Genomic DNA, 25,090 nt, shown 5'->3' with positions numbered 1-25,090 from the left:
CTTGTGGTTAGGAAACCGGCAGCGCCATTTGCGTCCCCACATCTCCCATCCCATCTGCGCGCCCCGCATCAGGGTTCACGCGCCCCGGATTCTCGATCCGCCAATGCCTCGGCACCTCCCAGGGGGCCAGCGTCGCACAGGCCTTTGATTTAAATTCACACGTCAATTGCTCCGGCGTCACCCCGATGCACGCCACCACATCCTGCACCCTTTCAGGATCCCGGCTTGTGTGTCCGTGGATGCGCACATGCCGCACCCCCGTCGCCTGGCGGATCTTTTCCGCGATCACCGTTGGGCTCAGCTTGCGGCTGGCCACATTGATCCCCGCCCCATCACAGCCCACATAGGAAAGCGCCCCGCCTTTCAGTTTCACACAGTCCCAGGTCCGGTGCCGCCCATGGTGGAAGAGCTCCCCCGGCTGCACCGTGTCATAGCCCAGCCCCACCGCATCGCTCTCCACCAGCAGCCTTCCCTGCTCCGTCGTCGCATTCACCCCCGGCAGCAGTGTCCCCAGGTCCCCGGCCTCAGTGCGCGGAGCTTCCGTCGCATCATAGCTGATGGCCCCCGTCTCGCTCGTTCCATACAGATTGTGCAGCTTCAGCTGGGAACTGTCCCTCACCTTCCCCTCCAGCTCCAGCGTCAGCGGCGACCCCGCCGAGACAGCCAGCTTCACCCTCCCCAGGTCCAAGCCAGAGATCATCCACGCCTTCCACATCGCCGGAACCCCCGGTAAAAAAGCATCCTCATGCATCCCCAGCGCCTCCGTCATCCCGCAGGGAAAAGGCGTCGGCAGCCAATGCGTCGGCAGCCCGTTCAGCAGCGTCTGCAGCACCGTCGTCGTTAGGCCAAAGCTGTGCGCCACACTCAGCGGTGCCAGCGCAGCACCACACTGCCCCAGCCCCAGTGCCACGTGCAGCCGGTCCACATCCGCCGCCACTTGCGCAAACGTAAAAAACTGGCACCGCCTCACCCCGGAGCTGCCCACCGTCTGCTTCACCAGCGCCACATTCCTCGGCACACAGCAGGCAGGCACCCGGCGTGTGCGGTCCTTCTCCACCACTTGCACCGGTTTCCCCGTTAAAAAACCCGCCAGCAGCGCGATCGTGACCTCCGGCCCATCCCCCTGTGCCAGATAATACCTCCCCAGCCTCCCGCAGCTCTGCACCGGCAGCGCACGTGCCGCCGCCTCCAGGGCATGGTAACTCAGGGCCCCCCCAGGGTGCCACAGTGCGGTTTCATCACCCCGCAGGCTCAGGATTTGTTTCCAACGATCAGCAAACATTTGAACTCTCCGCCGCGCACGGTTAAACCAGACGGCGCGGGTGGTTGAGCCAGGACTGTGCCAGCCTGCCCCCGTGAGTTCAAGCCTGGGAATCCATTCCCCAGTCATCAGCGTTCTTTTTCCCGTGGTACCCGTCTATCCCCAGCGCATTCTCATCACCGGAGCAGGCATCGTCTCTCCCCTAGGCCTCGATTGGCAGGAAAACGAAGCCTCCTTCCGTGCAAATCGCACCGCCTTCCGGCCCGTCACCATGTTTGACGTCAGCCAGCGCATTGCCCGCACCGCGGCTCACGTGGACTTGCCAGAGGAACGCCTCTTCCTGAAAACCCCCGGCCGCCGCCAGCATCTCATTGATCGCGGCACCAAAATGCTCCTCCTCGCCCTGCGCGAGACCCTCGCCATGGCCCGGCTCCCCGGCCTTCAGGGGATTGATGCCATCATCATCGGCACCTCCGCCGGGGCCATGGGCATCGGCCAGGAATACTTCCGTCACGCCACCAGCAGCCCTTCCAAAATCCCCGGCCAAATCTCCCGCCTGGAGTTTTATCAGCCCCACCGCCAGCTCAATGCCATCGCCATGGAGTACGACTGGCATGGCCCCATGATCCTCGTCTCCAATGCCTGCGCCAGTGGGGCCAATGCCATCGGCGATGCCATGGCCATGATCCAGACAGGTAAGGCGAAACGCGTCCTCGCAGGCGGATACGATGCCCTGGCAGAGCTCGTCTATGCCGGGTTTGATACCCTCCGCGCCCTCGCTCCCAGCGGCATCCCCCGCCCCTTCGATGCCGCCCGCGATGGTCTCGCCCTTGGCGAAGGGGCCGCCCTCGTCCTTTTAGAAAGCGAAGACGCCGCTGCCGAGCGCGGAGCCGATGCCATCGCCGTCGCCGCAGGATACGCCACCGCCACAGACCTCCATCACCTCACCCAGCCGGATCCCGCAGGTAAAGCCGCCATCCGCACCATGACCGGAGCCTGTGCCATGGCCGGCATCGCCCCGCACGAGGTCACTTACATCAACTCCCACGGCACCGGCACCCCCTATAACGACGTCGCCGAGGCCAGCGCCGTCAAAGCCTGGGCCGGAGACGCCGCCGCCAAAATCTCCCTCAGCTCCACCAAGTCCGCCATGGGCCACCTCCTCGGCGGAGCCGGAGCCGTCGAAGCTGTCATCTGCCTCATGGCCATGCGCGGCCAGTGGATGCCCGGCAGCCTGAACATCCGCGAAACCGACCCCGCCGTCTCGTTCGACCTCGTCCACACCTTCCGCCAGGCCCCTGTCAACGTCACCCTCACCAACAGCTTCGGCTTCGGCGGCACCAACGCCACCCTCGTCTTCACGGAGTGCGGACGCCCCCGTCCGCAAACCCTCGAAAGCCCCGCCTCCATCTCCCTGGAGCGCGGACGCCCCCGTCCGCAGACCAGCTTCCCACCCCTCCGCATCTCCGGTGCCGGAGCCGTCTCCTCCGCCGGTTGGGGCACCGCCGCCCTCGCCCAGGCCATCTTAAACAACACCTCCCTTCCCACCACCGACAGCCTACGCACCGTCGGCACCCGCGACTGGGAATGCCCCATCCGCACCGCACCGCCCGCCCCCGCAGACACCCTGCCCAAATTCCCCCGCCTCCGCCGCGCCAGCCCCATCACCAAATTCACCATGGCCGCCGCCCTTGAGGCCCTCACCCAGGCCGGCTTCCCCCAGGGCAAAGGCGCAGGCCGCCTCGGCATCGTCCAGCTCATGTTTAATGGCTGCGTCCAGTTCAGCGGCAAATTTTACCACGAAGTCCTGGATACCCCCGCCCTCGCCAGCCCCCTCATCTTCCCCGAGACCGTTTACAACGCACCCGCCTCTCATGTCGCTGCCTATCTCGGCGTCGATGGCCCCGCCACCACCCTCATCGGGGAATCCAGCGCCATCATTGAGGCCGTGGACATCGCCCATACCTGGCTCCTCCAGGATCTCGTGGACCACGTCCTCGTCATTGGAGCTGAAGAATGCGACTGGCTCGGAGCCGAAGCCGTCCACTACTACCATCCCGAAATGAAGGCCACCGAAGGAGCCGGTGCCCTCCTCCTCAGCCTCACCGGCCCCGGCTTAAAGCTCACCCACACCCCCGCCCTCCCCTTCCACAACGAAGCCGAAAAAGCCGCCCAGCTACAGACCCTCGCCGCCAATCCCACCTTCAACCGCCCCCATCACATCACCGGCCTCTCCGGCATCCCCCTCCTCGACCACTCCGAATCCCAAAAAAGTACCGTGGGCACTCCTGCCCGCGATTGCCGCGATGCTCTTGATTGCGACGACGCCCCAAAAAGTCCCGCCAGCACTCCCCTGTCCCCCGACTGCGGCGATGCCCCAAAAAGTACCGTGGGCACTCTTGCCCGCGATGGGGCCGCATCCACAGACAGCTGCCCCCAAATCACCCATCACCCTCGCCAGATCCTAGGCGAAGCCATGGGTGCCGCCGGAGCCCTCCAGCTCGTCCTCGCCACCACCCTCGCCCAACAAACCGGCCAGCCCATTTCCATCACCCTCCCCGGCACCCTCTGCGCCTCCTACGGCGCCGTCGTGGAGGCATAAAGTGCCAAGGGCACCCCGCCCCGAGCGGAGCGTGGACACTCCCTGTCCGCATTCAAAACCCAGCGGCAAAGCCGCCAAATTACCCAGGCAAGGCCCCCAAGGCCAAGATCCTACCCCGCTAACTAGCGAACTCCTCTAGCTCCCTCTGAGCTACTTATCACGAAGTGGAGTATCTTAGACACTCCTGCCCGCGCCTTCTTCCAATCCCCGACAAACCACCCCGTCTCGTGATTGTCCCCAAAGCCCCCGAGCGGAGCGCGGACACTCCTGTCCGCAGTCAAAACCCCAGCGGCAAAGCCGCCAAATTACCCACGCCTCCTCACCAGAGGCCTTCGCCCTCTTTTCCTCCCAGCCCACCCCGCAGAGGTGCGCTGACACCAGGGCCTCCGCAGCCATCCTGGCCTGCCCTTCAGCCTTTCTCCGCTTGTGATTCTTTGCTCAAGTTTTTCCAAGAAACTTGCGACACCAGGGCAATCAGCATAAGTCAGGCGCTTACATGATTCCTAGCCATCGGCCGTTCTCCCCCACCAGGCTCATCCTGCCCTGTCTCATGGCGATGAGCCCCCTTTCGATGACAGCTCAGGAAACCCAACCCGGGCAGCCTGCCCCAAAACCAGCCGCCGCACCGCCAGCCCAGCAAGCCGCCCTCACTGCGCCCAGTCCCCTCACCCTGAGTCTGATCCTGGATTCCCTGCGCAATCTCCCTGCCCTCATGCCCCAGGCAGGGTCTGCCGAGCCCCGTGTGATGCGCCCGCTCAGCGATGCCACCCAGAGCACGCCCGGTGCCTGGCTGCGCCATGGCAGCCTGCGTCAGGATAGCACCTTCTTCCTTCGTGGTCTGGGCGGCAGCGTCAGCAATCCCTACGTCACCACCTACCTGGACGGCGTGCCTCAGCTCCATGGCTATTCAGCGAATGTGGAGTTGCTGGACGGCGAGGAAGCTTCCGTCCTGACCGGGCCGCAAGGCACCGCCCTACCGCGTAATTCCCTAGGCGGAGCCCTGTGGATCACCAGCCGCCGCCCTTCCCTAACTAACTTTGAGGGAGAAATGGAAAGCACCTACGGCAACTACAATCTCTACGAGTTTCGCGGTCGCGTGACCACCCCCCTGATCCGCGATCAGCTCGGCTTCAGCTTTGCAGGTGGGTATCAGGAGCGGGACGGCTTTTCTGAAAACCCTGCCACAGGTCATGATTTGGACTCCCGCAGCGCCAGCTTTGGCAAAGCCCAGTTCCTCTGGACTCCAGATCCCGCATTAGAGGTGCGCCTGATCATCACCGGTGAATCCGCACGCGATGGCGATGACGCGCTGAACCGTCTGGATGCCCTCCGCCGCACCTCCCACCAGGGCAGTGCCCGCGATCTGGAGGGCTATTCCAACCGCGATGTCCTGCAGCCCACCCTCCAGATCACCTATCATGGGGAGCACTTCGACCTCACCTCCACGACCGGTTATACCTGGTGGGAAACCGACAGGCTGGTGGACCAGGATCGGAGCGCAGAGTTTCCGCTCGGTTATGTATCAGGCCCAGGCCCCGCCCTACGTGTGCGGGTCGATCGCAGCGACACCACTTTCCAGCAGCTCCGCAACCGTGCGGAGCAACACACCTTCACGCAAGCGCTCCGACTTTCAAACCCCGCTGACACACCGGTGATCCTGTCCGATTCCGTGAAGATGGCCTGGCACGCCGGGGCCGTCTTTCATCATACAGACCATGAGCAGCAGACAAATCTTCATCAAGCAGAGGCCGACTTGAGCACGCCACCTCCCGGATTCTTCTTCCCACTGGATGCGCAAAACATCAACACAGCCACTCAGATGGAGACGACCGGGATCACGACCTACCTCCAGGGCACCTTCACTTTCAGAGAACGGCTGCACCTGCAAACAGGACTGCGATGGGACTATGAACGTCAGCGATTTGAGGGTTCTCAGCTTTTAACCGCGCTCTCCATCGTCGGCCCCATCGTTCCATTCGCTTATTACCCCTTAACAATCGCCGCCACCAGCCGCCACTTGCAGTCCTTCACCCCAGAGGCCGCGCTCACCTTTGAACTGACGCCGGATCTGCTCACCTACATCTCCTTCACCGGGGGCCGCCAGCCTCAGACCACGTTCGATTACGGCAATGCGTGGGATGACGCCCACTATGACTATAACCAGGCCCGGAGCTGGAACTACGAATGGGGTCTCCAAGGCCGCGTCAGGCAGGCCCCCGTCAGCTATTCCCTAGCCTTGTTTTACAGCGATCTGAGAAACCTCCAGGTGAACACGTCTGACCCCACTCATAGCTCCAGTCCCTACTTCAACGGCGGCGTGAGTGTCGGCCACGCCGATGCCTCTGCCTACGGCCTGGAGACCGCTCTGGCCTGGAGCCCCCTGCCCTGCTGGCAGCTCTATGGCCAGGCCGCGCTGACCCAGGCCACCTATCGCCGGGGCAGCATGGAAACCGTGTTCATTGAGCGGCACTCCATTTCAGGTCACCAGCTCGCTTATTCCCCCGACTACACCGCCACAGTCGGCACCCTCTTCACCTGGAAGCTCCCGCACAGCCTCTCCCTCTATGCGGGGGCGGATGTCCAATTCATCGGCCCCTACCACTTTGATGCCACCAACCAGGCCGCGCAGGACGCCTTCACCCTGACTCACTTTCGGTTAGGCATCAGGCATCGGAACTGGTTCGCGGAAGCCTTCGCCCAAAATGCCTTCGATACCGAGTATGTGTCCTCCGCCCACCTCTATGCTGAGAACACATATGCCGATACCTACTACCTCGGCGAAAGCGGCCCTCCCGCCACCTTCGGCCTCCGTGTCGGCCTGCGATTTTGATACAGGCCCCTCCTTCCACTTCATGGTCGGAGCATCACTTGATGCTTCCCCTACTAGCCCATTCTGGCAGACTCCCCATATGGTCCCACGAAGGTAAATTCGATTTGGAACCTAAAAGCGGCTAGGGATGCGGAGGCTTCAAATCTCTCTTCATTTCTTCATCCCGTCCATTGTCACAGGCCACATTGGGCATCTCATTTTGTGTGAGACTTGTTTGGCTAACAGTTTCCGGGGCATGGGTTTTCATGTCCTCTCCCGCCCCCGAGCCCCACAATTCACAGCGCCCCATAATCCAAATCCGAGCTCAGCTTCCTCAAATGCCGGGCCACCAATTCAGTCTGGGCGTCCGTCAGTTCACGCGGGAAGCGCTGCAGGATGAACTGCGGCAATAATTTGTACCCCACGACCAGCACGGGCGCTTGCGGTGGACCGCCCGTCACAAACCAGCCAGGGATGGTCAGCGCAGGGCGCACTTTCACGTCCAGGTTCAGATGCGTCTTCAGCTCTTTTTTCAGCCAGGCTGAATTCCTCAACACCTGCTCCAGTTCCTGAGTGCTCTGCCCCCAGGGCCAGCACAGCTTATCACCGTTGTAGCTCACCTTGTGGTTGTCTTTGACGTTCTTGGGCTTCCGACGGGTCTTGGTTTCCACCACCACCACGATCCCCTGTCCTACCACCACGTGGTCCAGGTTGAATGGACCGCTGCCACCGATGCACGGCACATCATGGAAAACTTCATAGCCCTTCGATTTGATCGTCTCCAACTGGTCCGCCACGACACGCTCGCCAAACCAGCCCAGCCGCAAGTTCAGTATTCGGTCCGTCAATTTTAGCATCCATCGCAACGCCACAATAAAAGCCGCTACCGCGCACGCGAGGATCCCCACTAAAACAGCCTCAGGAGCAGCTTTTGAAAAGTGACGCAAAAGCTTGGATGCCACGAACATAGCCGCCCACGGTGCCATCAAGAAAAGCGGCATCCGCGCAAAGAAACTCTCGATCATTTCCTCCCATTCCTTCCGCAGATGTTCTCCAGCCTGACGCTGAAGCCGAATGTCCAGCCCCAGCGGATGTTTGCCTAATCGTTTTTTGACAGCCCAAAAAAAGCATCCAAAGAACAGACCCAACATTACAATCAGGTAAATACCGGCAAAAATCAGACCTCGGGAGTTTTCCATCCTATCCCGGTAATTATAAATTCCGTAATTTCAATCAAATTGATGCCTAGTATATAAAGACCCTTTACGGCTCTCAGCTTCTGTCCCGTCTATTCATCAAGCCGGGATAAAATCAGTGACGACAAGCATTCAGACTCATCAATCACCTGACCACGCTCCCCCCATCCCCCCTCAAATAACGCAGGCCCAAACCAAACATTCACCGTTGCTGTTCATCCGTAAATATTATATACTGATGCATGATTCTCGCTGTGAATCCTGCCCTTCTTGCAACGCAGTCTAAAAGGCCTCCGTCAAAACGGGAACCCGCAGACCTTTCAAAATCAGCCCCCTTTCCCCATCCGGCCCCCAATGGGGATAAAGATCCCCATCAAATCCCCATGGTAAATCGTTATCCATCAACGCTTTAACCTAAAAATCCCCAAATGGGGAAAAAACGATCTTCTTCCCCATCCCCATCCTGAGCCGCAGATTTAGATAGCCGTCTGATCAAACTGGAAAATTCATAACCACTAGCCCGAGCTACCATAACACTTCTGTTCCGCCACTTCCACTCAACCGCATGAATACCGAACCTCCTCCTTTTGGCGATCCTACCAACATTAATCGGGAGAATGCCGCCGCCGTAAAAAAAGGTGTCGCCGTTGGCTGCGGTGGCTGCCTGGCGGTCATCCTCCTGGCCATCGGTTTCGTGGCCAGCATCTTCTTCATCGTCATGCTGTTTATGCGCGGAGCGGATGCCAGCGTCGAATCCCTAAAAAGAGCCCAAAATTCTCCCCAAATGAAAGAGGCACTGGGCGAACCCATCCAGATGGGCTGGTGGGTGATGGGCAGCTTCAACAGCACGGCGGAAGAGGGGCAGGCCAACCTGACGATCCCTGTCTCCGGCCCTCGCGGCTCCGCCAGTATCCAAACCGAAGCCACGAAGGAAAAAGGCACCTGGAACTACACCCGCATGACTGCCGAACTGCCCACCGGCACCACCGTCGATCTCCTGCAACCCCTTCCCTCCCCATAGCTGCGGCCACGCAGGCTTGTGGCTCATCTTGCTCCCTTCCCCAGGCAGAAATCTTTCTACCCCTAAATTTTTTTACCATCCCTCTGCCTCCCCACTCAGACCAGTCACTTCCCCCCATCCTGCAATTTTTCACGAGCACCCTGCACGCTCTGTGCTAGACATCATCCCCGCCTTCATCGGCGGCCTCATTATACCCTCCAGAGCCATGCCCAAAAAGACCATCCGCGACATCGAACTGAGCAACAAACGCGTCCTCGTCCGTGTGGACTTCAACGTTCCCCTCGACGAAAAAGACGGCGCGATGGTCATCACCGATGCCACCCGCATTCAGGAAACCCTGCCGACCCTGAAGTACCTCATCGAAAAAGGCGCCAAAGTCATCCTTTGCAGCCACCTGGGCCGTCCAAAAGGCCAGCGTGATCCCAAGCAATCTCTGGCACCGGTCGCCCCTGCCCTCAGCGAGCTGCTCGGCGTCCCCGTCGAATTCTCCGAAGAGACCACGGGCGAATCCGCCAAGGCCAAAGCCCTGGCCCTGCCTGCCGGTGGCGTCCTCCTGCTGGAAAACACCCGCTTCCACGCCGGTGAAGAAAAGAACGACCCCGAACTGGCCAAAGGCCTGGCCGACCTGGCGGAAATCTTCGTCAATGACGCCTTCGGTTCCGCCCACCGCGCTCACAGCTCCACCGCTGGCGTCGCCGATTACCTCCCTGCCGTCTCCGGTCTGCTCATGGAAAAAGAGCTGACCTATCTCCATGACGAACTGGAAAACCCTGCCCGTCCCTTCGTCGTCATCCTCGGCGGAGCCAAGGTCAGCGACAAGATCGGAGTCATCAACCGCCTCCTGGAAAAGGCCGATACCATCATCATCGGCGGCGGCATGGCCTATACCTTCATGAAGCTCGTCCGTGGCATCACCATCGGCAAAAGCCTCTACAAACCCGAGTGGGAGCCAATCGCCCAGGCTGCACTGGACAAGGCCAAGGAACGCGGAGTCAACCTCCTCATCCCCGTGGATTCCCTCATCACCGACGCCTTTGACTTCGATGCCAAGAAACTCGGCAACACTCGCTATACCTCAGTGGGCGAGAGCATCCCAGACGGCTGGGAAGGCGTGGACATCGGACCTGAATCCGTGAAGCTTTTCTCCGAAGCCATCGCCGGAGCCAAGACCGTCATCTGGAACGGCCCGATGGGTGTTTTCGAAATCAAGGAATCTGCCAAGGGCTCCTTCGACGTGGCAGCAGCCATCGCGGAAAACACCAGCGCCACGACCATCATCGGCGGTGGCGACAGCGTGAAGGCCGTGAAGAAAGCCAAGCTGGATGACAAAATGACCTTCATCTCCACCGGCGGCGGTGCCTCCCTGGAACTTCTCGAAGGTAAAGTCCTCCCAGGCGTGGCCTGCCTCCAGGACAAGTAACCACTTGGCAGAGGGGCTGCTCCCTAAGCTTCAGCCCCTCCCGCCAGCCCTCAATCACAAACACTGCTAACCCCCTCTATGACCCACGTCCGCAAGCCCATCATCGCCGCCAACTGGAAGATGCACATGACCCCCCAGGAGACGGATGATTTCCTCCGTGCCTTCTCCCGCCTGGTCCCTGAAAAGTGCCCCGTCCAGATCGTCATCGCCCCCCCTTCCATCAGCCTGACCAAGGCACAGGAAGTGCTGAAAAATGCCCAGGAAGATTGCGTCGAACTCGCGGCCCAGAACATGAGCCAGTATCCCGCCGGTGCCTACACCGGTGAGATCAGCGCCCGCATGATCCTGGAATGCGGCTGCAAGCATGTCATCCTCGGTCACAGCGAACGCCGCAGCATTTATGGCGAAACTAACGCCATCGTGAATGCCAAGGTCCTCGCCGCCCTCGAAGCCCGCCTGCACCCCATCCTTTGCATCGGCGAAACCCTGGAAGAACGCGATGGTGGCCTCATCGAGAAAGTCCTCGAAAGCCAGCTCCGCGAATCCCTGGCCGAAGTCGGCGCACGTCGCGTCCTGGATTGCGTCATCGCCTATGAACCCGTCTGGGCCATCGGCACCGGCCGCACCGCCAGCCCCCAGCAGGCCCAGGAAGCGCACGCCTTCACCCGCAGCGTCCTCACGGACATGTTCGGTGAAGACACCGCCCAGAAACTCCGCATCCAATACGGCGGCAGCGTCAAGCCCAACAACATGGGCGAGCTGATCAGTCAGAAGGACGTGGACGGTGCCCTCGTCGGCGGAGCCAGCCTGGAAAGCGGCAGCTTCTGGGAAATCTGCCGGGCCTCCATTGACTGGGTCAACGCCCAGTAACCGGCTCCAGCCCTATACCCTCATGAATCAAGCGCCACGAGCAACCCTCGTGGCGCTTTTTTATACCTATACCCAGACCCTATACCAGGAAGGTATACCCGCCGTCCCTTATACCCCGGCATGGGCAGCCACCGGAGGCAACTCACGGCCAATCTCCTCAACCCGGTATCCGAATCCGCTGCCGCTCAGGCTGCTAAAGTCCACCACCCCACCGCGTCGGCGGTAAAGACCGGGATGGATCTTCTCCTCAATCACCGAGGCATCCGGATAGAACTGCATCGCATTGCATTCCACGCCTTGGATAGTCCCGGCATGGGCCGCCAGCTTCACATGCGGGATGATGGCCAGCATCGGGTTCGTCAGGTCCTGCACCATCAGCGGCATGCCGTGCGCCTTGGCCCAGCACAGGCTCAGCAGCGCCCCCGTCTGCGTCTTGCAGGTCTTCAGCGCCACCCCCGACCAGCCCAGCCTCCGGCCCAGGCGGACGAATTCCCAGTCATGGGCACTTTCATCCAGGAACAACGGCTTGCGGGCCGACACACTGCGCACATCAATCTGATGCGCCTCCAGATCATACGGGAAAGGCTGCTCTACATACAGCGTGCGGGCATACAGTTCTGGCTCATCGGCCAGCAGGCGGTCTGTGATGTCATTCACATACGCCGGATCCTTGACCGTACAGTTAAAGTCCGCCGAGAGCCAGCGCACTCCGTTCGCCAGGCCGATCCTGCCCACACGTACCATGCGTTCATAATCCCAGGCCGCATCCGTGCCGCGCAGCTTCACCTTCAGGCACTTCAGGCCATCCCGCTGGATCCAGTCCGCCAGCAGCAGCGGATGCTCATCTTTCGGCTCACTGCCCGTCAGGTCCGCCGTTTCCAGCGCATCCACCCCGCCGACCAAATGCCACACTGGCAGAACCTTCGGGGCCTGTTTAACCAGGAAATCCGCCGGGTATTTGCCCGCAAAGCTGATACCACTCCCCACTTCCGGCTCCAGGAATGCGGAAAGGTCACGGCTCATATACTCCGCCGTATAAGTATCATAAACATCACAGCCGAGCAGGTTCCCATAGGCATCATGGACCGCGATATCGAAAGCGCTGAAAGCTACCAGAGACCCAAGATACGGCATCTCCGGCCCGCCTGCGGCTTCATTGGCCGCTGCCAGCGTCTCCGCCAGCGGGCCATGAATAAAGTCCTGCCCGATCTCCATCGGATGCCCCACCAGGCCAGACTGCACCAGCCGGGTGGCCAGTTTCACCGAAAAATCCTCCATCCGCCGCGCCCGCTCAGCCACACCCAGCGTGCTCGGCCACACCCAGGAAACACTCAACGGCGTCTCCCCCCAACCTGTCGCCGACCGCCCGCTGCGGTCTTCCACCGTGACCTGAGTACGCAGGCAAATCACACTAGTCACCGTCTCAGGCCCGAACTTCAGCGGCACCCGCATGGTGACTGGGAGGAAATAAACTTTAGCCTGGGTGATTCGGATGTCCGTGTTCTTCATAATGACTAGATTAACAAGAGGATTGGGAGGTTGGATTGGCAAATCTGCGTTGCAAGGATGGCAGGGTTCGCGCTACTACGAAAACGCCGCTCGACAGTACGTCTAAGCCCGCTAAGCATTGCTCCCCGATGGTCAGAAAATCCAGTTGGATTCAAAGTCTTTTCGCTTGGTTATTACCCGCTACCGTGGGTACAGCCGTAGGCGCAGGGATGATTGTGATCTTGAGCCAGCCCGATCTCAAAACCACCCAGACATTGGCTTCCCTGACGCTGAATCCTGCGGTGCAGACACAGACTCTGTTCAATCCCGAACCGAAGCCGCAGGTCAAAGCTGCGCCCAAAGTCCTGCCAAAGCCGGATGAGCCCAAGCTGGCCCCCATTGCACCTCCTGCGAATGCAATGCCCGTCGCCACGAAAGCAGTACCTCTCCCCGCTCCAGTTCCAGCCAAGCCTTGGGAATGGCAACCGCTGGTGGATGACGTGGCCGCCCGCTTTCGCACCGACATCCCAGATACCGGCGGCCTGCCACTGCTGTATATGGCCGTTCTTCAGGACGATGCAGAATGGATCAGCCAGCTCATTTCCCAGGGTGCCAGTGCCACGGAAGTAACCCCCGGTGGAGATACCCCCCTGTGTGCGGCCATCCGTCATGCTTCACCTGAAACTGTCCGCGCACTTCTTTATGGAGGTGCTGACCCGACCCAGATGAATTTCGAAAAGCAGCCCCCCATTGTCCTGGCCTCTCTTCGCCGTGGCTCTGACATCCTCCGGGCACTGACCGCTGCTGGTGTGGATCCTAACACACGCTTTGCCTCCCCTGTCTCCAGATCGGTGCTTGAGCGGGTCATGATCAAGGACCTGAAACATTCCCTGGAGAATGATCGGGGCGTGACCCCCCTCATGGCCTGTGCAGCGCGTGGGGATGTGGAGGGTGCAGCGGAACTCATTCGGGCCGGGGCCAAAGCCAGCTTCTGCACCACCCGTTATAAACGCTATCCCATTAACTTCGCCGCCACGCAGGGATACCTTTTCCTGATGCGCATCATCCTGGGGCGCCAGCCAGAGTCCGAACCCCAAATCCTCGTGACCGTCAACCTGACCCAGCAACGCGCCTGGGTGACACAGGAAGGCAAGATCATCGACAGTTGTCTGGTTTCCACGGGCCGGGAAGGCTTCGATACCCCGGCAGGTCGGTATGTCATCACCGACAAACATCGTGCTTGGACCTCGACTCTCTATCATGTGTCCATGCCCTTTTTCATGCGTCTGAATTGCAGCGCCATCGGCCTGCATAGCGGCTACGTCACCGGCCGCCCCGCCTCCCATGGCTGCATCCGGCTGCCGTATGAAAAAGCGAAGAAATTCTTCGGCCTCGTCGGTGTGGGTGACGAGGTTCAAATTGTCTATTGATAGCTTCGGGCCTGCCACTTATCCCAGCACCTGTTTGGCCAGCTCTGCCGCCAGAGCCTTGGGATCACTCACCGGGCCAGTGGCCTCCAATTCCACAGGAGCCACGGAAAGATCTGCTTCATTAAAGACCCGCACTGCCATGGTCATCTGGTCCCCGTTCACCCAGGTATGAGCGCCCACAGGAGTCTGGCATCCAGCCCCGAGCAGGCGCAAAAACTCACGCTCCACCGTCACCCGCGCTTCGGTTTCAGCATCATTCAATGCACGTACCGCTTGAATAGACACCTCATCCCCAGAACGGCATTCGATAGCGATAGCCCCCTGCCCTGCAGCCGGTAGAAAAGTCACGGGGTCGAGCGTCAATGCGCTGAGCGTTTGCCCCTCAATCAGGATACGGTCCCCCTCCATGAGGCCCAGGCGCATCAGGCCGGCAGCGGCCAGAAGCACGGCATCCAGAGGCTGATCTCCCAGCACCTTTTTCACTCGTGTCGGCACATTCCCACGGATCTCGACGATCTCCACATCCGGCCGCAGCCACTTGAGCTGAGCCGCGCGGCGCACACTGCTGGTGCCCACCCGGGCACCCTGAGGCAGGGTTTCTAAAGTGCAGGCCTCGCGGGTGATGAGCACATCTTCAATCGCAGCACGCGGCAATACAGCAGCGATGACAAAACCTGTGGCCAGATCCGAAGGCACATCCTTCAGGCTATGTACGGCGGCATCGATCTCGCTATTTTCCAAAGCGATTTCGAGTTCCTTGATGAAGATGCCCTTGTCCACATGGGCCACTACGTTGAATTCGGAAAACCGCAGGTCCTGGCGCTTGTCGCCGCTGGTCTGGATGATCTGGCGCACCACGTTCAGTTGCGTGTGAGCCGCTTGCAGCGCCTCCGTGACCATGCGCGTCTGCGTGAGGGCCAGTTCGCTGCCACGGGTGCCGAGAGTAAGAGTGGGTTGGGACATTCTACCCCATGTTTGCCCGCAAAGCGTGCTGCGTGCAAAGGAATGATGTTTTGACAGATGAAAGGGGCGTTTGCTAATCGTCGTCATCAAGAACCTCATGCAGTTTCCCACCGGAACGCCGATCCTTGAAAGGAGAGGTCATTTTAACTCACATTGGTGATTTTGAAGGCATTTGCCTTGAAAATTGATACTTGTGAGATCAAATTTCAAGGATGACTTTCCCAGCTATACCGCGCGCGCAATTGAGAGAGGTTATAGAAGCTTCTGTGCGAGAATGGCCAGTGACGCTGATTTTAGGCCCGAGACAGTGTGGCAAGTCTCATCTCGTTAAACTGCTGGGTGCTCCTTCTGGGCAGTTTTTTGATTTGGAAGACATGGTGGATGAAACCCGGCTGCGGCTTCATCCCCAATCTGTTCTGGGTGAAATGCGAGGTCTCGTGATTATTGATGAAGCCCAGCGAATGCCTGAACTGATGCCTGTGCTCCGCGTCCTTGCGGACCGCCCTGGTTCACCCGCACGCTTTGTTTTGACAGGCAGTGTAGCTCTTCCTCTTCGTAAAACAGCAGGAGAATCCCTGGCTGGAAGGATCAATACAATAGAAATGGGGGGCTTTGGAATTCACGAACTCAATGATGCTGATATAACCAAGCTATGGTTGCGGGGAGGATTCCCGCCGTCATTCCTCGCGGATACGGATGCAGTATCGCTGCGATGGCGCAGACAGTATTTGCGCCAAGTTTTAGAGGGAGATCTGCACCAATTGGTGGACACCCGGCTTGACGCTCTGCAACTGCAACGAATGTCCATGGGGCTTGCCCATTACAACGGCCAGATTTGGAATGAATCCGAACTGGCTCAAATAGTGGGCACCACACCGCGAACCATAGGCCGCTACATGGACCTGTTTTGGAGACTGTTCCATGTGCGCCTGCTGCCGCCGTATTATGTCAATGTCGGCAAACGTCTTCGTAAAGCCCCCAAACTACTGTTTCGTGACAGCGGACTGCCGCATGTGCTTTTAGGCATCGACTCTCTGGCAACTTTACAGTCTCATCCCAAAATGGGAGGATCTTGGGAGGCATTTGTGATTGACCAGATCATTCGCCTGTTAGGTGTTTACGAAGACAGATGCTCCCATTATGGAGTCCATTCTGGAGCAGAGCTAGATCTGGTCATCGAAACTCCCTTAGGACTCATCGGGTTTGAAATCAAGTATGCCCCACCTACAATGACGGCCTCCATGAAGTCGGTGATGGCTGATTTAAAACCTGCCCGGCTTTATGCCATCTACATGGGGGATCGTGATTATCCGCTGGCAGGGCCGGATGACCCTATACGAGCAATCGGGCTGAGCCAGCTACCGGAGTTGGCTATCCAGCTTCGAGAGGAGTTCAAACTGGATTTGCTTTAACCATAGCAAAGCGTGCTGCGTGCAAAGGAATGATGTTTTGACAGGCACAATGGCGCTTTTCATGGTCATAGTATGATTGTCCCCGAATTCTGGGCCGAAGGCCGGGTCAAAGCACGTGTGGATGACCATCAGGTCACTGTGCGCCGGTTCGGCTGGTCAGACGTCAGTCAGGAGGAGGCGCAGGCCCTGGCCGATGAACGGGCCATGGCTGCCCTGCGTGAAATCGCCGCTGGGGAGATGGTGGAAAAATACGAGCCTAAACTGGCTTACAATGGTGCAGAGGGCGTGCCTATCCGGGAGGAAATCCTGGCCCGTCATGGCGAGGCCGTCATCACCCGTAACCTCTACGGTGCCCGCTGCCTGAACACACCCGACGTGCTCTTTGCAGATGTGGACTATGGCGAAAGCGTACCGATGAACCTGAGTTGCACGGTTTATCTGGTCCTCGTTGCCCTCTCAGCCGGGCTCGGTGTATGGCAATGGTCGGTGATGGCAGGGGTGGTCAGCCTTCTGGTTTCATTGGTGGTGGGATCCCCCCTGGCCCTGGCGCTTTTTCGGGCCTATGAAAAAATCAAAGGAGGAACCCGAGAGCGAGCGCATGAACGCATCCGTCAGTTTTCCCGTAAACATCCGGACTGGCACTTGCGCGTGTATGAGACCCCCAAAGGCCTGCGGATTCTCGTGATGCATGCAACCTTCGGTGCGCGGGATGAGGCCGTTCAGGATTTCTTCCAGGCACTGGATACTGACCCCGTTTATGTCCGCATGTGTCGCAACCAGCACTGCTTCCGTGCCCGACTCAGCCCCAAACCCTGGCGCATCGGCATCCGCGAACACATCCGTCCCCGGCCTGGTTACTGGCCAGTGAAGCCTGAGCACCTGCCTGCCCGTAACCGCTGGATCGCCGCCTATGAAGAAAAGGCCCGAGGTTTCGCCGCCTGCCGTTTCCTGGAACAACTTGGAAGTGAAACTGTCCATCCTACCGCCGATGCCATCCGCATCATTCATGATGAACTGTGCCAGGCGAATACAACACTGAAAATCGCCTGACCCTTCGGAGCCAAAACCCCATGATTGATTCGCTAGAGAACGTCAATCGACCCCCATCTGTGCAAAGATCTCCTTTTGCAGCTTCAGGTATTTCTCCGCATAAAAGCTGTCGAAGGTGACCAGTTGCTCACCGTCGGTTTTAGCGACGGCTAACCAGGAGTGACGCAAATCTGCACGGTTCTTTTCCTCAGCGATCTGTGCGCCGACGGCGTGAGCCCAGGAACTGATGGCGAGCACGGCGATACCGTGGCGCTGCCAGCCACGGGCGGCATTGATATCGGCAATGGCTTCCTGGATTTCTTCGAGGCTGCGGCTGTGCACGGCAAGGCGGGTGCGAGCCTCCGCCAGGAGGACGCGGGCCATGGGGGAATCCCGCATCTGGTGAATGGCGTGGGCCATGAACTCGACACCCTGCTGGCGCTCTTTTTCATCATCGCTGTGGCTAAGAGCATGGCCCAGGATGAGGTAATCCTCACGCTCCTTGGGTTTTGCATCGGCCAGGGTAGCCATCACACGGTGGTAGCTGCGGGTATCATCCACCAGGTCATGAGCGGTGGCCAGCAGGGCACGGGCCGGGATGCTTTTGGGTGCTTCGTGGACGAGGTCTTCGAGCGTGCGGATGGCATCCTCCACGCGTCCCTGGATGAGGTGCTGCTCCCCCTCCAGCAGGCCGATGAAGGTCCGGGGTACGCCAGCAGCAGTGCACTCACGGATGGTGGCGGTGATCCATTCATCCTCCCCGCTCATGATGGCGAACTGGGCGGCCTCCACGGCACGCTGGGCCTTTTCAACCCGAAGCCTAACATAAAGCGTCGTTGAAATGGCCAGCCCGGCAAGCAGAGACAGGGCAACGAGGCTGATGGTGATGAAGGCTGCGCGGTTTTTCTGCAACAGCTTTTGCAGACGGTAAACGGTGCTAGGCGGGCGCGCGAGGACAGGCTCGTGATCGAGGTGGCGCTGGAGGTCATCCGCGAGGGCCGAGGCCGTTTCGTAACGACGGCGGCGGTCCTTTTCCATGGCCTTCATAACGATCCAGTCGAGGTCGCCCTTGAGCAGGCCGATGAGCTTCGGTGTCTCACTCTGGCGATGGGTGGCCACGGTGCTGGCGGTGGCAGCGGCCAGGGTTTTTAAAAGGGTGGAGGGTTTCTTCGGCTCGCGCTCGCGGATGAGGCGGCGCATTTCATCAAAGCCGGCCTTCATCAGCTCATCCTGGCTAAAGGGTGTCTGGCCAGTGAGCAGTTCATAAAGCAGGACGCCGAGAGCATAGATGTCGCAGCGGGTATCAATGTCCAGGCCGCTGAGTTCGGCCTGCTCCGGTGCCATGTAAAGAGGCGTACCCACCATCTGCTCAAAGTGGGTGAAGAGAGTCTTGTCTGTCAGGCGCTGCTGCATGGCCTTGGCGATCCCGAAGTCAATGACCTTCGGCACTGGCACTCCGTCATGGAGGGTGACGAGGATATTGGAGGGCTTCAGGTCCCGGTGAATGACGCCCTTCATGTGGGCGTGCTGGACGGCCCGGCAGACTTTGGTAAAGAGGGTGATGCGGGCCTGCGGGGTGAGCAGATGCTCATCACAAAAACGGGTGATGGGGACACCGCGCACCAGCTCCATGACAAAAAATGGACGCCCGGTCTCCGTGGCCCCGGCATCCAGCACACGGGCGATGTTCGGGTGGTCCATGAGGGCAAGTGCCTGCCGCTCCTGCTCAAACCGGGCAATGACCTCCTTGGTATCCATGCCGGCTTTGATGATTTTCAAAGCCACGCGCCGCTGCACTGGATGGGTCTGCTCCGCCATCCAGACGGTGCCAAATCCCCCTTCCCCGATCTGCTGGAGCAGCTTGTAAGGGCCGATGGACTGACTCTCCATCTCCTTGACTGGCAGGGGCGTGGTGGGCGGCTCCAGGTGCACGCGCATGAAGTTTTCCGTCTTCAGCGAGTCCAGCAATGCCTCCACCCGATGACGCAGAACCGGATCGTCCGGGCAGTGTTCCGCCAGGATACGCTGGCGCTCCTGAGCATCACCCTGGCTCAGGATGGCATGAAAGATTTCCTCCTCCGTCATGGGTGTGCGGGGGAAGTCACAGGCTCAAAGGCGGACTACTCCAGGTCGCGCTCCACTTCCAGGATGCGCTGAAGGGCATCGAGGAACTCATCGGCAGCCTCCAGGGGCAGCATGATGGTATCACGACGGCCACGTACATCCTCGGTGATTTTGATGACACGGCCACGCTCGTTCTCCTTGAGATCGAGGAAGAAAATCTTCCTGTCCGTCATGATCTTCTCAGAATGCAGCGCAGGGCTGCCGCGCCTCGGCTCTTCAGATTCGTCGTTCCTCATTGAGTGATAACCTCCCGGTCCCGTATGCAGTTGAATTACAATGCGAGTGTAGAAATCAGTCCTCGCTTGTCAATGCTTAGTCTCGGAAGTTGCGTACGAAGGCGGCGATGTCTCCGGCATCGGCCTCAGTGACCTGTTTTTCCATCCCGTATTCCTGAGGCTGAAAACCCGTACGATGGGCAATGCGGCCTGCCTTCCACACCCAGGCGCGCGGATTGTACGGGCCGACCTGGCGCGGATCACTCCAGGTATGGATGCCCAGGGTGCGGTCATTCACCGCTGCGGCGATGTGCATGGGGCCGCTGTCCACGCTGATGACAAAGCGTGCCTGACGCAGGATCCAGATGAGCTCCGCCAGGGAGGTGCGGTTGCTGAAATCCGTGATGTGTTCTCCCTGCGGGATGGCTGCGCCCTGGGACATGCCCACGAGGACCACTGGCAAGGGAGCAAGGGCAGTACAAAGGGACTGCAAGGCCTCTGGTGAAAGCGACTTCCCCTCTCCACGAGACCAGGGGTGCACAACGATGAGGTCCTGCCTGTCCGGCCAGCCAGCAGGTTGATGCCCCTGCGCTAGGGGAAAAGTGAGCTTTTCAGCATCCACGGGAATACCCAAGGCACGCGGAATGGCCAGGTAACGATCCACGGCATGCGCCCCCGCATCTACAGGAAGGATGTGATCGTGAAAAAAGCGTGCGCCTTCCCGTGAATCCGACAGGCCAATGACGGGCCGGGAGCCGCGTGCACGGGAGAGATAACCGCTGCGAAACAGACCCTGGAAATCCAAAACGATCTCTGGGGCCTCCCGCGGCATGGCGCGCCAGCTTTTAGCCCAGCGCCGCAGGATGAACAGGCCTGGCAGGCCGCGGCATTGCTTGCGCGGAAAGGAAATGACCTCTTCCAGCAGCGGTGAACCCTGGAGCAATGGAGTCCATTCCGTATTGGCCAGCCAGCGCAGCTTGAGCTGCGGATGTGCTTCCTTGATGGCCTGGACGGCAGGGAGGGTGTGGACGATATCGCCTAGCGAGCTGGGTTTGACGATCATGGCGGACCGAAATCCAGCCAGGGAGGGCAGCCCAGATACGCTCATTTTATTTACCGAGGGAAAGCCGCTCTGCGAGCAGGGAGGGGAGACCGGCGGCGCGGATCTTGTCCTGCGCGGTCTGGATGTCATATTCCAGACGGCGGATGGAGATGGTCTGCGCCTGCACATCATAGATGGCATAGGCGGCACGCCAGTCTCCATCTCGGGGCTGGCCCACGCTGCCGACATTGACAAAATACTTCACTCCACGCTGGAGGGTCACGTCATTGCCCCGCGCGGCGCGGACGGAATCGTCCTTTTCAAAAATGCGCGGCACATGCGTGTGACCGTAAAAGCAGACCTGGGTAAACTGGTAGCTGAAGCTGGCCATCGCATCGAAGCGATTCGTCACGTAACCCCAGGCCCCAGGTGAATCCAGGGTGGAATGGACAATGGTGAAATCCCGTACCTGACGGACGAGTTTCAGATCCCGCAGCCACTGGCGCTGATCTTCGGTGAGCTGCTGGCGGGTCCAGAGCAGGGCGGCCTGGGCCAGGGGATTCAGCTCTTCCAGCGTGCTTTCACTGGCGGCACCTTCATCATGATTTCCCCGGACGACGGGGCAGCCCATCTGGCGCACGGTTTCCAGACACTCAGCCGGATTGGCGGCATAACCGACGATGTCACCGAGACATACGTAATTGGCACACCCCTGCTCCTGGGCGTCCCACAGAACAGTCTGCAGGGCCTCCAGATTGGCATGAATGTCTCCGAAAATGGCAAATTTCATCGTGGTTGGGCGACGGTATAAAACGCCATCATCGGGACAGCAGACGGGAAATCAAGCATTTCGGCACATGCTCCTTATCTTGATACCCCAATTCTTCTAAAAAGTGACACGCTTCAGAGGGCCAGATCCGCTGGCCAATCCATCTGAGATTCACCATGCATGATCTCCGCCAAGACTGGTACGCCTAGGAATTGCTGCAAAACCATGCGGTTGGAGATGCTGGCGAGGTCCCGTTCATCCTGCGCATAATTCAGGATGATCCCGGCACAGGTCAGGCCACGTGCCTGGATATTTTTTACCGTGAGGATGGTGTGATTGAGGCAGCCGAGCCTGTTATTCACCACAACAATGATCGGAATGGCCAAATCGGCAGCCAGATCCGCCATGCTAAGCTTATCCGTCAGGGGTACTTCCCAGCCGCCGGCCCCTTCCACCAAGACGTGTGAAAAACGCGCGGCCAGGGTGAAGAATCCCTGACGTGCGGCCTCCACATCCACGGTGCGGTTTTCAAGCAGCGATGCCGCGTACGGAGAAGCGGGTACTTTTAGATAAACCGGGTTCACTTCTTCCAGGGTCAGCGCGTCCTCACTGGCCTGACGCAGCGCGTGTGCATCCACGCGATCCCCACAGGCCAACGGCTTGTATCCCGCCGCCGCATGCCCCTCGCGGCGCAGAGCCTCAATGAGCAGGCAGGTGACATAGGTCTTGCCTGCATCGGTATCGGTGCCGGTGATGAAATAATGCATGGGACAAGCTATCGCGTGCTGAGGGAGGATCGGCAACGGGTTGTTGGCTTGGGGGGTAGCCCCCCGTCACTCTGGCCTGATGCCGATTTTTTCCATGGGGATGGGTTTGAAGCCGAGCTTGAAGGCGGGGGATTCGGGCTTGAGACGCCAGTCGTCGTTCTTCCAGTCCACAAAGAGCGGATCGGCAATGAGGCTGTTTTTATCCCAGCCGGCGGCCTGCCAGGCGGACCATTCATTCAAAGGGGCAGCTTCAGTGATACGGACGTCATCAATGAAAACCTGCCCCTTGGGCTCGTGGCAGTCCACACGCATCCAGAAGGTTTTCATCCAAGGCTTCCACTGGTTTTCGTTTTCACGCAGCATCCGGCCGGTGGCCTCAAATTCCTGCCATTCATTGGTGGCGGTGATGCTGGTGGTGCCGGCCTGCCAGTAACCTTCACCATTTTTAAAGGAGGCGAAACCAAGGCCCAGGCGTGCGGTGGGTTCACTGGACTTGATGCGCATCCTCACTCGATACGCGGCACCTGGCTTGATGGGCAAGGTGGGACCATGGAAGACGGTTTTTGGATTTTTAGGATCTTCACCAAAGGCGCAATCCGCACGTAGCACTCCATCAGCAACAACGAGTTGCACGTCCTTGTTAGGCCGGTGATTGAATCCCCAACCCGCAGGCGTCTTGCCTGGAGCAGCCGTGTCAAACGTGTCATTCACCAGAGGCTCGCCGATGTCTGGACCGACCTGGTTGACGCCAGTGACAATGGGGTGGCCGTTGTTCCAGCCCAGGTTGTAATCAATGGTGTTCCACTTCGGGGTGGCATTGCGGATGTCACCGTATTTCACACCTTCGGTATCGCCAAACATGATGTTATGCTGGAAGATGTTGCCGCTCATCATGGTGCCGTCATCGCGGATGGCATCATTGGGATGCAGGTCCATGTTGCGCATGTTTTTCCAGGCGGGTTCGTTCACCACGGATTCATAACCCTTCACCATGGTGGGAAAGTGGCTGCTTTGAAAACGGTGCTCCTTGGTCCAGCCGTGCAGGTCAAACTGGAAACGGCGACCCAGGGCGAAGATGTTGTTTTCCACCAGGCAATCGCGGGAGTTGTGCATGTGGATGGGGGTGTGGGCGACGCGGAAGACCACGTTGCCAATGATGTCCAGCCCCCCGCTGTTATCGTCTGGATACAGGCCAAAGGTGAACCAGGGATGCTTCAGCCCACCAGCCTCCTGGCCGACGCCGATGATGTCATGGATCTTGTTATACCGCCACTTGCTGCCGCGGCTGCTGATCCAGTCCCGCCCGCCGGTATAAATGGCACCGCCGTCCTGGGTCTCCAGCACCAGATGATGGAGGTGATTGTATTCGACGATGAGATTGTTTCCGCTCATCTGCACGCCCATGCGCGGGCCGTCATGGATGTGGTTATGCGCAGCGGTGATGTCCACACCATTCATGGAGATGCCGCAGGCGTTTTTGCGAAACACCCCCATGTGGTGAATGTGATTATCTTCAGCCATGTGGCCCGGACCGACGAGCTTTTTCCGGTCGCCACCGCTCAGGCTGATGCCATTGCTCCCGGTATAACTGATTTCATTGCGCGCGATGCGCACGTTTTTGCCTTCGCTCACGCCAATGCCGCTGCCATTGAAATCACCCACTTTAGTAATGACGCAGCGTTCTACGAGGCAATCCTCTGCCCCTTCAAAGGTGATGGCGCTGCCCTGACATCCGGTGAGCGTAAGGCCTCGGATGATGATGTTTTTTGCGCCTGGCTTGATCTTGAAAAAACCGGCGGAAGTGGGCAGCCGCACCTCATGCCCTTCGATGGGCTGCGGCGGCCAGAAGTACAGGCTGCTCGTGCGTTTGTCATAATAGAATTCGCCGGGGGCATCCAGCTCTTCGAGGGCGTTTTGAAAATGGAACCGGTTATGCGGGTGGTAGTCGTAGGTGCAGTTCTTTTTCATCGTCAGCAGTCTCGTTTCCGGGTCCAGCGAGACGACGGGTTCGATGAAATTCCACCAGCCATATTGGGCAAAGATGTTCAGTTCCACTTCCTCTGGATGAGCCCATTTCCGCACATCTTCAGGCTTCACATAAAGAGTCTTTTTCCAGACGTGCCCTTCAGGAGCACCGCCGGGTGGAAATTCGGCCACAAAGGCCCAGCCACCATAGAGGGGATTGGCCGCATCAAAGTTTGGGTAGCGGGCGAGGATCTGCCGCTCGCCGTCGAAGAGAAGCTGGGTAGGCCGAAAGCCCTTGGGCAGCAGCTTGGAGACAACTGCCTTGAGAATTTGGCCTTCATGCTTTTCCCAGCCGGTGACGGTCGGCGCACCCACCAATGTCGCCTTTGAGCCGGTGATGGTGAGGTTGGAGTCCTGCGCATCCAGGGTCACTGTCTCCGTGAGTTCGATCATCCCTTCAGGCAGCAGGATGGTAGCAGCCTCCAGATTGCCTGCCTTGCGCGCCTCGCGGATTTGATTGAGAGCGTCCGTCAGAGAGACCGTGGGAGATACACGGACCTCCAGGGCCTGAGCCAGGGGCACCCAGCACAGAAGTGAGGCGAGAAACAGAAGACGGTTGAGACTCATGAGTATGCAGCCATACGCAGGGCAGAGGATGACGGCAAGCCTTTGCCAAAGAGAAAGTGTTTCAGAGCTTTCTCTCACAC

18 protein-coding genes are annotated in these 25,090 nt (G+C 59.3%); 8 read left to right on the top strand and 10 right to left on the bottom strand.

What is annotated here, in order from left to right:
• Positions 1 to 7: 7 nt before the first annotated feature.
• A complete protein-coding gene (locus EI77_RS09655; protein ID WP_133795065.1) occupies positions 8 to 1,282 on the bottom strand; it encodes an AMP-binding protein in 1,275 nt (424 codons plus the stop codon).
• A 73-nt stretch (positions 1,283 to 1,355) separates the two neighbouring features.
• Here EI77_RS09655 and EI77_RS09650 point away from each other — a divergent pair, with 73 nt between their 5' ends.
• A complete protein-coding gene (locus EI77_RS09650) occupies positions 1,356 to 3,863 on the top strand; it encodes a beta-ketoacyl-[acyl-carrier-protein] synthase family protein (protein ID WP_133795064.1) in 2,508 nt (835 codons plus the stop codon).
• 571 nt (positions 3,864 to 4,434) lie between these two features.
• Positions 4,435 to 6,693: a TonB-dependent receptor gene (locus EI77_RS09645; RefSeq protein ID WP_166647160.1), complete on the top strand. Its 2,259-nt coding sequence runs from the start codon at positions 4,435 to 4,437 to the stop codon at positions 6,691 to 6,693.
• A 275-nt stretch (positions 6,694 to 6,968) separates the two neighbouring features.
• On the opposite strand, the gene EI77_RS09640 is transcribed toward EI77_RS09645, so the two are convergent.
• On the bottom strand, positions 6,969 to 7,871 hold the full coding sequence (locus tag EI77_RS09640) for a nuclease-related domain-containing protein (RefSeq protein WP_133795062.1): 903 nt from the start codon (positions 7,869 to 7,871) through the stop codon (positions 6,969 to 6,971).
• A gap of 562 nt (positions 7,872 to 8,433) precedes the next feature.
• On the opposite strand from EI77_RS09640, the gene EI77_RS09635 reads away from it, so the two are divergent.
• The 3 genes from EI77_RS09635 to tpiA all read left to right on the top strand — a co-directional run bounded on the left by EI77_RS09635 (position 8,434) and on the right by tpiA (position 11,179).
• Entirely contained in the window at positions 8,434 to 8,889 is a 456-nt protein-coding gene (locus EI77_RS09635; RefSeq protein ID WP_133795061.1) for a cytochrome c oxidase assembly factor 1 family protein, read from the top strand.
• A gap of 205 nt (positions 8,890 to 9,094) precedes the next feature.
• Positions 9,095 to 10,309: a phosphoglycerate kinase gene (locus EI77_RS09630; protein ID WP_133795628.1), complete on the top strand. Its 1,215-nt coding sequence runs from the start codon at positions 9,095 to 9,097 to the stop codon at positions 10,307 to 10,309.
• Between the two features lie 78 nt (positions 10,310 to 10,387).
• On the top strand, positions 10,388 to 11,179 hold the full coding sequence (gene tpiA, locus EI77_RS09625; RefSeq protein ID WP_133795060.1) for a triose-phosphate isomerase: 792 nt from the start codon (positions 10,388 to 10,390) through the stop codon (positions 11,177 to 11,179).
• Between the two features lie 108 nt (positions 11,180 to 11,287).
• Here the strand turns inward: tpiA and EI77_RS09620 are convergent, their stop codons facing one another.
• Positions 11,288 to 12,688, bottom strand: a complete 1,401-nt coding sequence (locus EI77_RS09620) for a mandelate racemase/muconate lactonizing enzyme family protein (protein WP_133795059.1) — start codon at positions 12,686 to 12,688, stop codon at positions 11,288 to 11,290.
• Between the two features lie 185 nt (positions 12,689 to 12,873).
• On the opposite strand from EI77_RS09620, the gene EI77_RS09615 reads away from it, so the two are divergent.
• Positions 12,874 to 14,097 carry a L,D-transpeptidase family protein gene (locus tag EI77_RS09615; RefSeq protein ID WP_166647159.1) on the top strand — a complete coding sequence of 408 codons (1,224 nt, stop codon included), beginning with the start codon at positions 12,874 to 12,876 and terminating at the stop codon, positions 14,095 to 14,097.
• Positions 14,098 to 14,115: 18 nt separating this feature from the next.
• Here EI77_RS09615 and hemC read toward each other — a convergent pair whose 3' ends face one another.
• Complete coding sequence (hemC, locus tag EI77_RS09610; protein WP_166647158.1) at positions 14,116 to 15,060, bottom strand: hydroxymethylbilane synthase; 945 nt, start codon at positions 15,058 to 15,060, stop codon at positions 14,116 to 14,118.
• A gap of 266 nt (positions 15,061 to 15,326) precedes the next feature.
• On the opposite strand from hemC, the gene EI77_RS09605 reads away from it, so the two are divergent.
• Together EI77_RS09605 and EI77_RS09600 are read left to right on the top strand one after the other, a co-directional pair.
• Positions 15,327 to 16,472, top strand: a complete 1,146-nt coding sequence (locus EI77_RS09605) for an ATP-binding protein (RefSeq protein WP_166647157.1) — start codon at positions 15,327 to 15,329, stop codon at positions 16,470 to 16,472.
• A gap of 72 nt (positions 16,473 to 16,544) precedes the next feature.
• Entirely contained in the window at positions 16,545 to 17,522 is a 978-nt protein-coding gene (locus EI77_RS09600) for a hypothetical protein (RefSeq protein ID WP_133795055.1), read from the top strand.
• A gap of 42 nt (positions 17,523 to 17,564) precedes the next feature.
• On the opposite strand, the gene EI77_RS09595 is transcribed toward EI77_RS09600, so the two are convergent.
• From EI77_RS09595 to EI77_RS09570, 6 genes are all read right to left on the bottom strand, one after another.
• On the bottom strand, positions 17,565 to 19,586 hold the full coding sequence (locus tag EI77_RS09595; protein ID WP_133795054.1) for a serine/threonine protein kinase: 2,022 nt from the start codon (positions 19,584 to 19,586) through the stop codon (positions 17,565 to 17,567).
• A gap of 35 nt (positions 19,587 to 19,621) precedes the next feature.
• A complete protein-coding gene (locus EI77_RS09590) occupies positions 19,622 to 19,861 on the bottom strand; it encodes a DNA-binding protein (protein ID WP_133795053.1) in 240 nt (79 codons plus the stop codon).
• A 76-nt stretch (positions 19,862 to 19,937) separates the two neighbouring features.
• Positions 19,938 to 20,903 carry a glycosyltransferase family 9 protein gene (locus EI77_RS09585; protein ID WP_166647156.1) on the bottom strand — a complete coding sequence of 322 codons (966 nt, stop codon included), beginning with the start codon at positions 20,901 to 20,903 and terminating at the stop codon, positions 19,938 to 19,940.
• Between the two features lie 46 nt (positions 20,904 to 20,949).
• Entirely contained in the window at positions 20,950 to 21,672 is a 723-nt protein-coding gene (locus EI77_RS09580; protein ID WP_133795051.1) for a metallophosphoesterase family protein, read from the bottom strand.
• A gap of 113 nt (positions 21,673 to 21,785) precedes the next feature.
• On the bottom strand, positions 21,786 to 22,418 hold the full coding sequence (bioD, locus tag EI77_RS09575; protein ID WP_133795050.1) for a dethiobiotin synthase: 633 nt from the start codon (positions 22,416 to 22,418) through the stop codon (positions 21,786 to 21,788).
• A gap of 66 nt (positions 22,419 to 22,484) precedes the next feature.
• The gene (locus tag EI77_RS09570; protein ID WP_133795049.1) at positions 22,485 to 25,010 is read right to left on the bottom strand and encodes a right-handed parallel beta-helix repeat-containing protein; all 2,526 of its coding nucleotides are present in this window, start codon (positions 25,008 to 25,010) and stop codon (positions 22,485 to 22,487) included.
• Positions 25,011 to 25,090 lie beyond the last annotated feature (80 nt).

Origin of the sequence: Prosthecobacter fusiformis, from assembly GCF_004364345.1 — a bacterium.
In the GTDB taxonomy this organism is placed as follows: domain Bacteria; phylum Verrucomicrobiota; class Verrucomicrobiia; order Verrucomicrobiales; family Verrucomicrobiaceae; genus Prosthecobacter; species Prosthecobacter fusiformis.
This window is presented reverse-complemented; position numbering and strand designations above follow the sequence as displayed.

What these genes read in the sequence shown, in the direction of transcription:
- EI77_RS09590 (WP_133795053.1), bottom strand. Translation starts at nt 19,861, where the DNA reads ATGAGGAACGACGAATCTGAAGAGCCGAGGCGCGGCAGCCCTGCGCTG.
- bioD (WP_133795050.1), bottom strand. Translation starts at nt 22,418, where the DNA reads ATGCATTATTTCATCACCGGCACCGATACCGATGCAGGCAAGACCTAT.
- EI77_RS09585 (WP_166647156.1), bottom strand. Translation starts at nt 20,903, where the DNA reads ATGATCGTCAAACCCAGCTCGCTAGGCGATATCGTCCACACCCTCCCT.
- EI77_RS09640 (WP_133795062.1), bottom strand. Translation starts at nt 7,871, where the DNA reads ATGGAAAACTCCCGAGGTCTGATTTTTGCCGGTATTTACCTGATTGTA.
- EI77_RS09580 (WP_133795051.1), bottom strand. Translation starts at nt 21,672, where the DNA reads ATGAAATTTGCCATTTTCGGAGACATTCATGCCAATCTGGAGGCCCTG.
- EI77_RS09645 (WP_166647160.1), top strand. Translation starts at nt 4,435, where the DNA reads ATGACAGCTCAGGAAACCCAACCCGGGCAGCCTGCCCCAAAACCAGCC.
- EI77_RS09620 (WP_133795059.1), bottom strand. Translation starts at nt 12,688, where the DNA reads ATGAAGAACACGGACATCCGAATCACCCAGGCTAAAGTTTATTTCCTC.
- EI77_RS09655 (WP_133795065.1), bottom strand. Translation starts at nt 1,282, where the DNA reads ATGTTTGCTGATCGTTGGAAACAAATCCTGAGCCTGCGGGGTGATGAA.
- EI77_RS09595 (WP_133795054.1), bottom strand. Translation starts at nt 19,586, where the DNA reads ATGACGGAGGAGGAAATCTTTCATGCCATCCTGAGCCAGGGTGATGCT.
- tpiA (WP_133795060.1), top strand. Translation starts at nt 10,388, where the DNA reads ATGACCCACGTCCGCAAGCCCATCATCGCCGCCAACTGGAAGATGCAC.
- EI77_RS09570 (WP_133795049.1), bottom strand. Translation starts at nt 25,010, where the DNA reads ATGAGTCTCAACCGTCTTCTGTTTCTCGCCTCACTTCTGTGCTGGGTG.
- EI77_RS09600 (WP_133795055.1), top strand. Translation starts at nt 16,545, where the DNA reads ATGATTGTCCCCGAATTCTGGGCCGAAGGCCGGGTCAAAGCACGTGTG.
- EI77_RS09630 (WP_133795628.1), top strand. Translation starts at nt 9,095, where the DNA reads ATGCCCAAAAAGACCATCCGCGACATCGAACTGAGCAACAAACGCGTC.
- EI77_RS09635 (WP_133795061.1), top strand. Translation starts at nt 8,434, where the DNA reads ATGAATACCGAACCTCCTCCTTTTGGCGATCCTACCAACATTAATCGG.
- hemC (WP_166647158.1), bottom strand. Translation starts at nt 15,060, where the DNA reads ATGTCCCAACCCACTCTTACTCTCGGCACCCGTGGCAGCGAACTGGCC.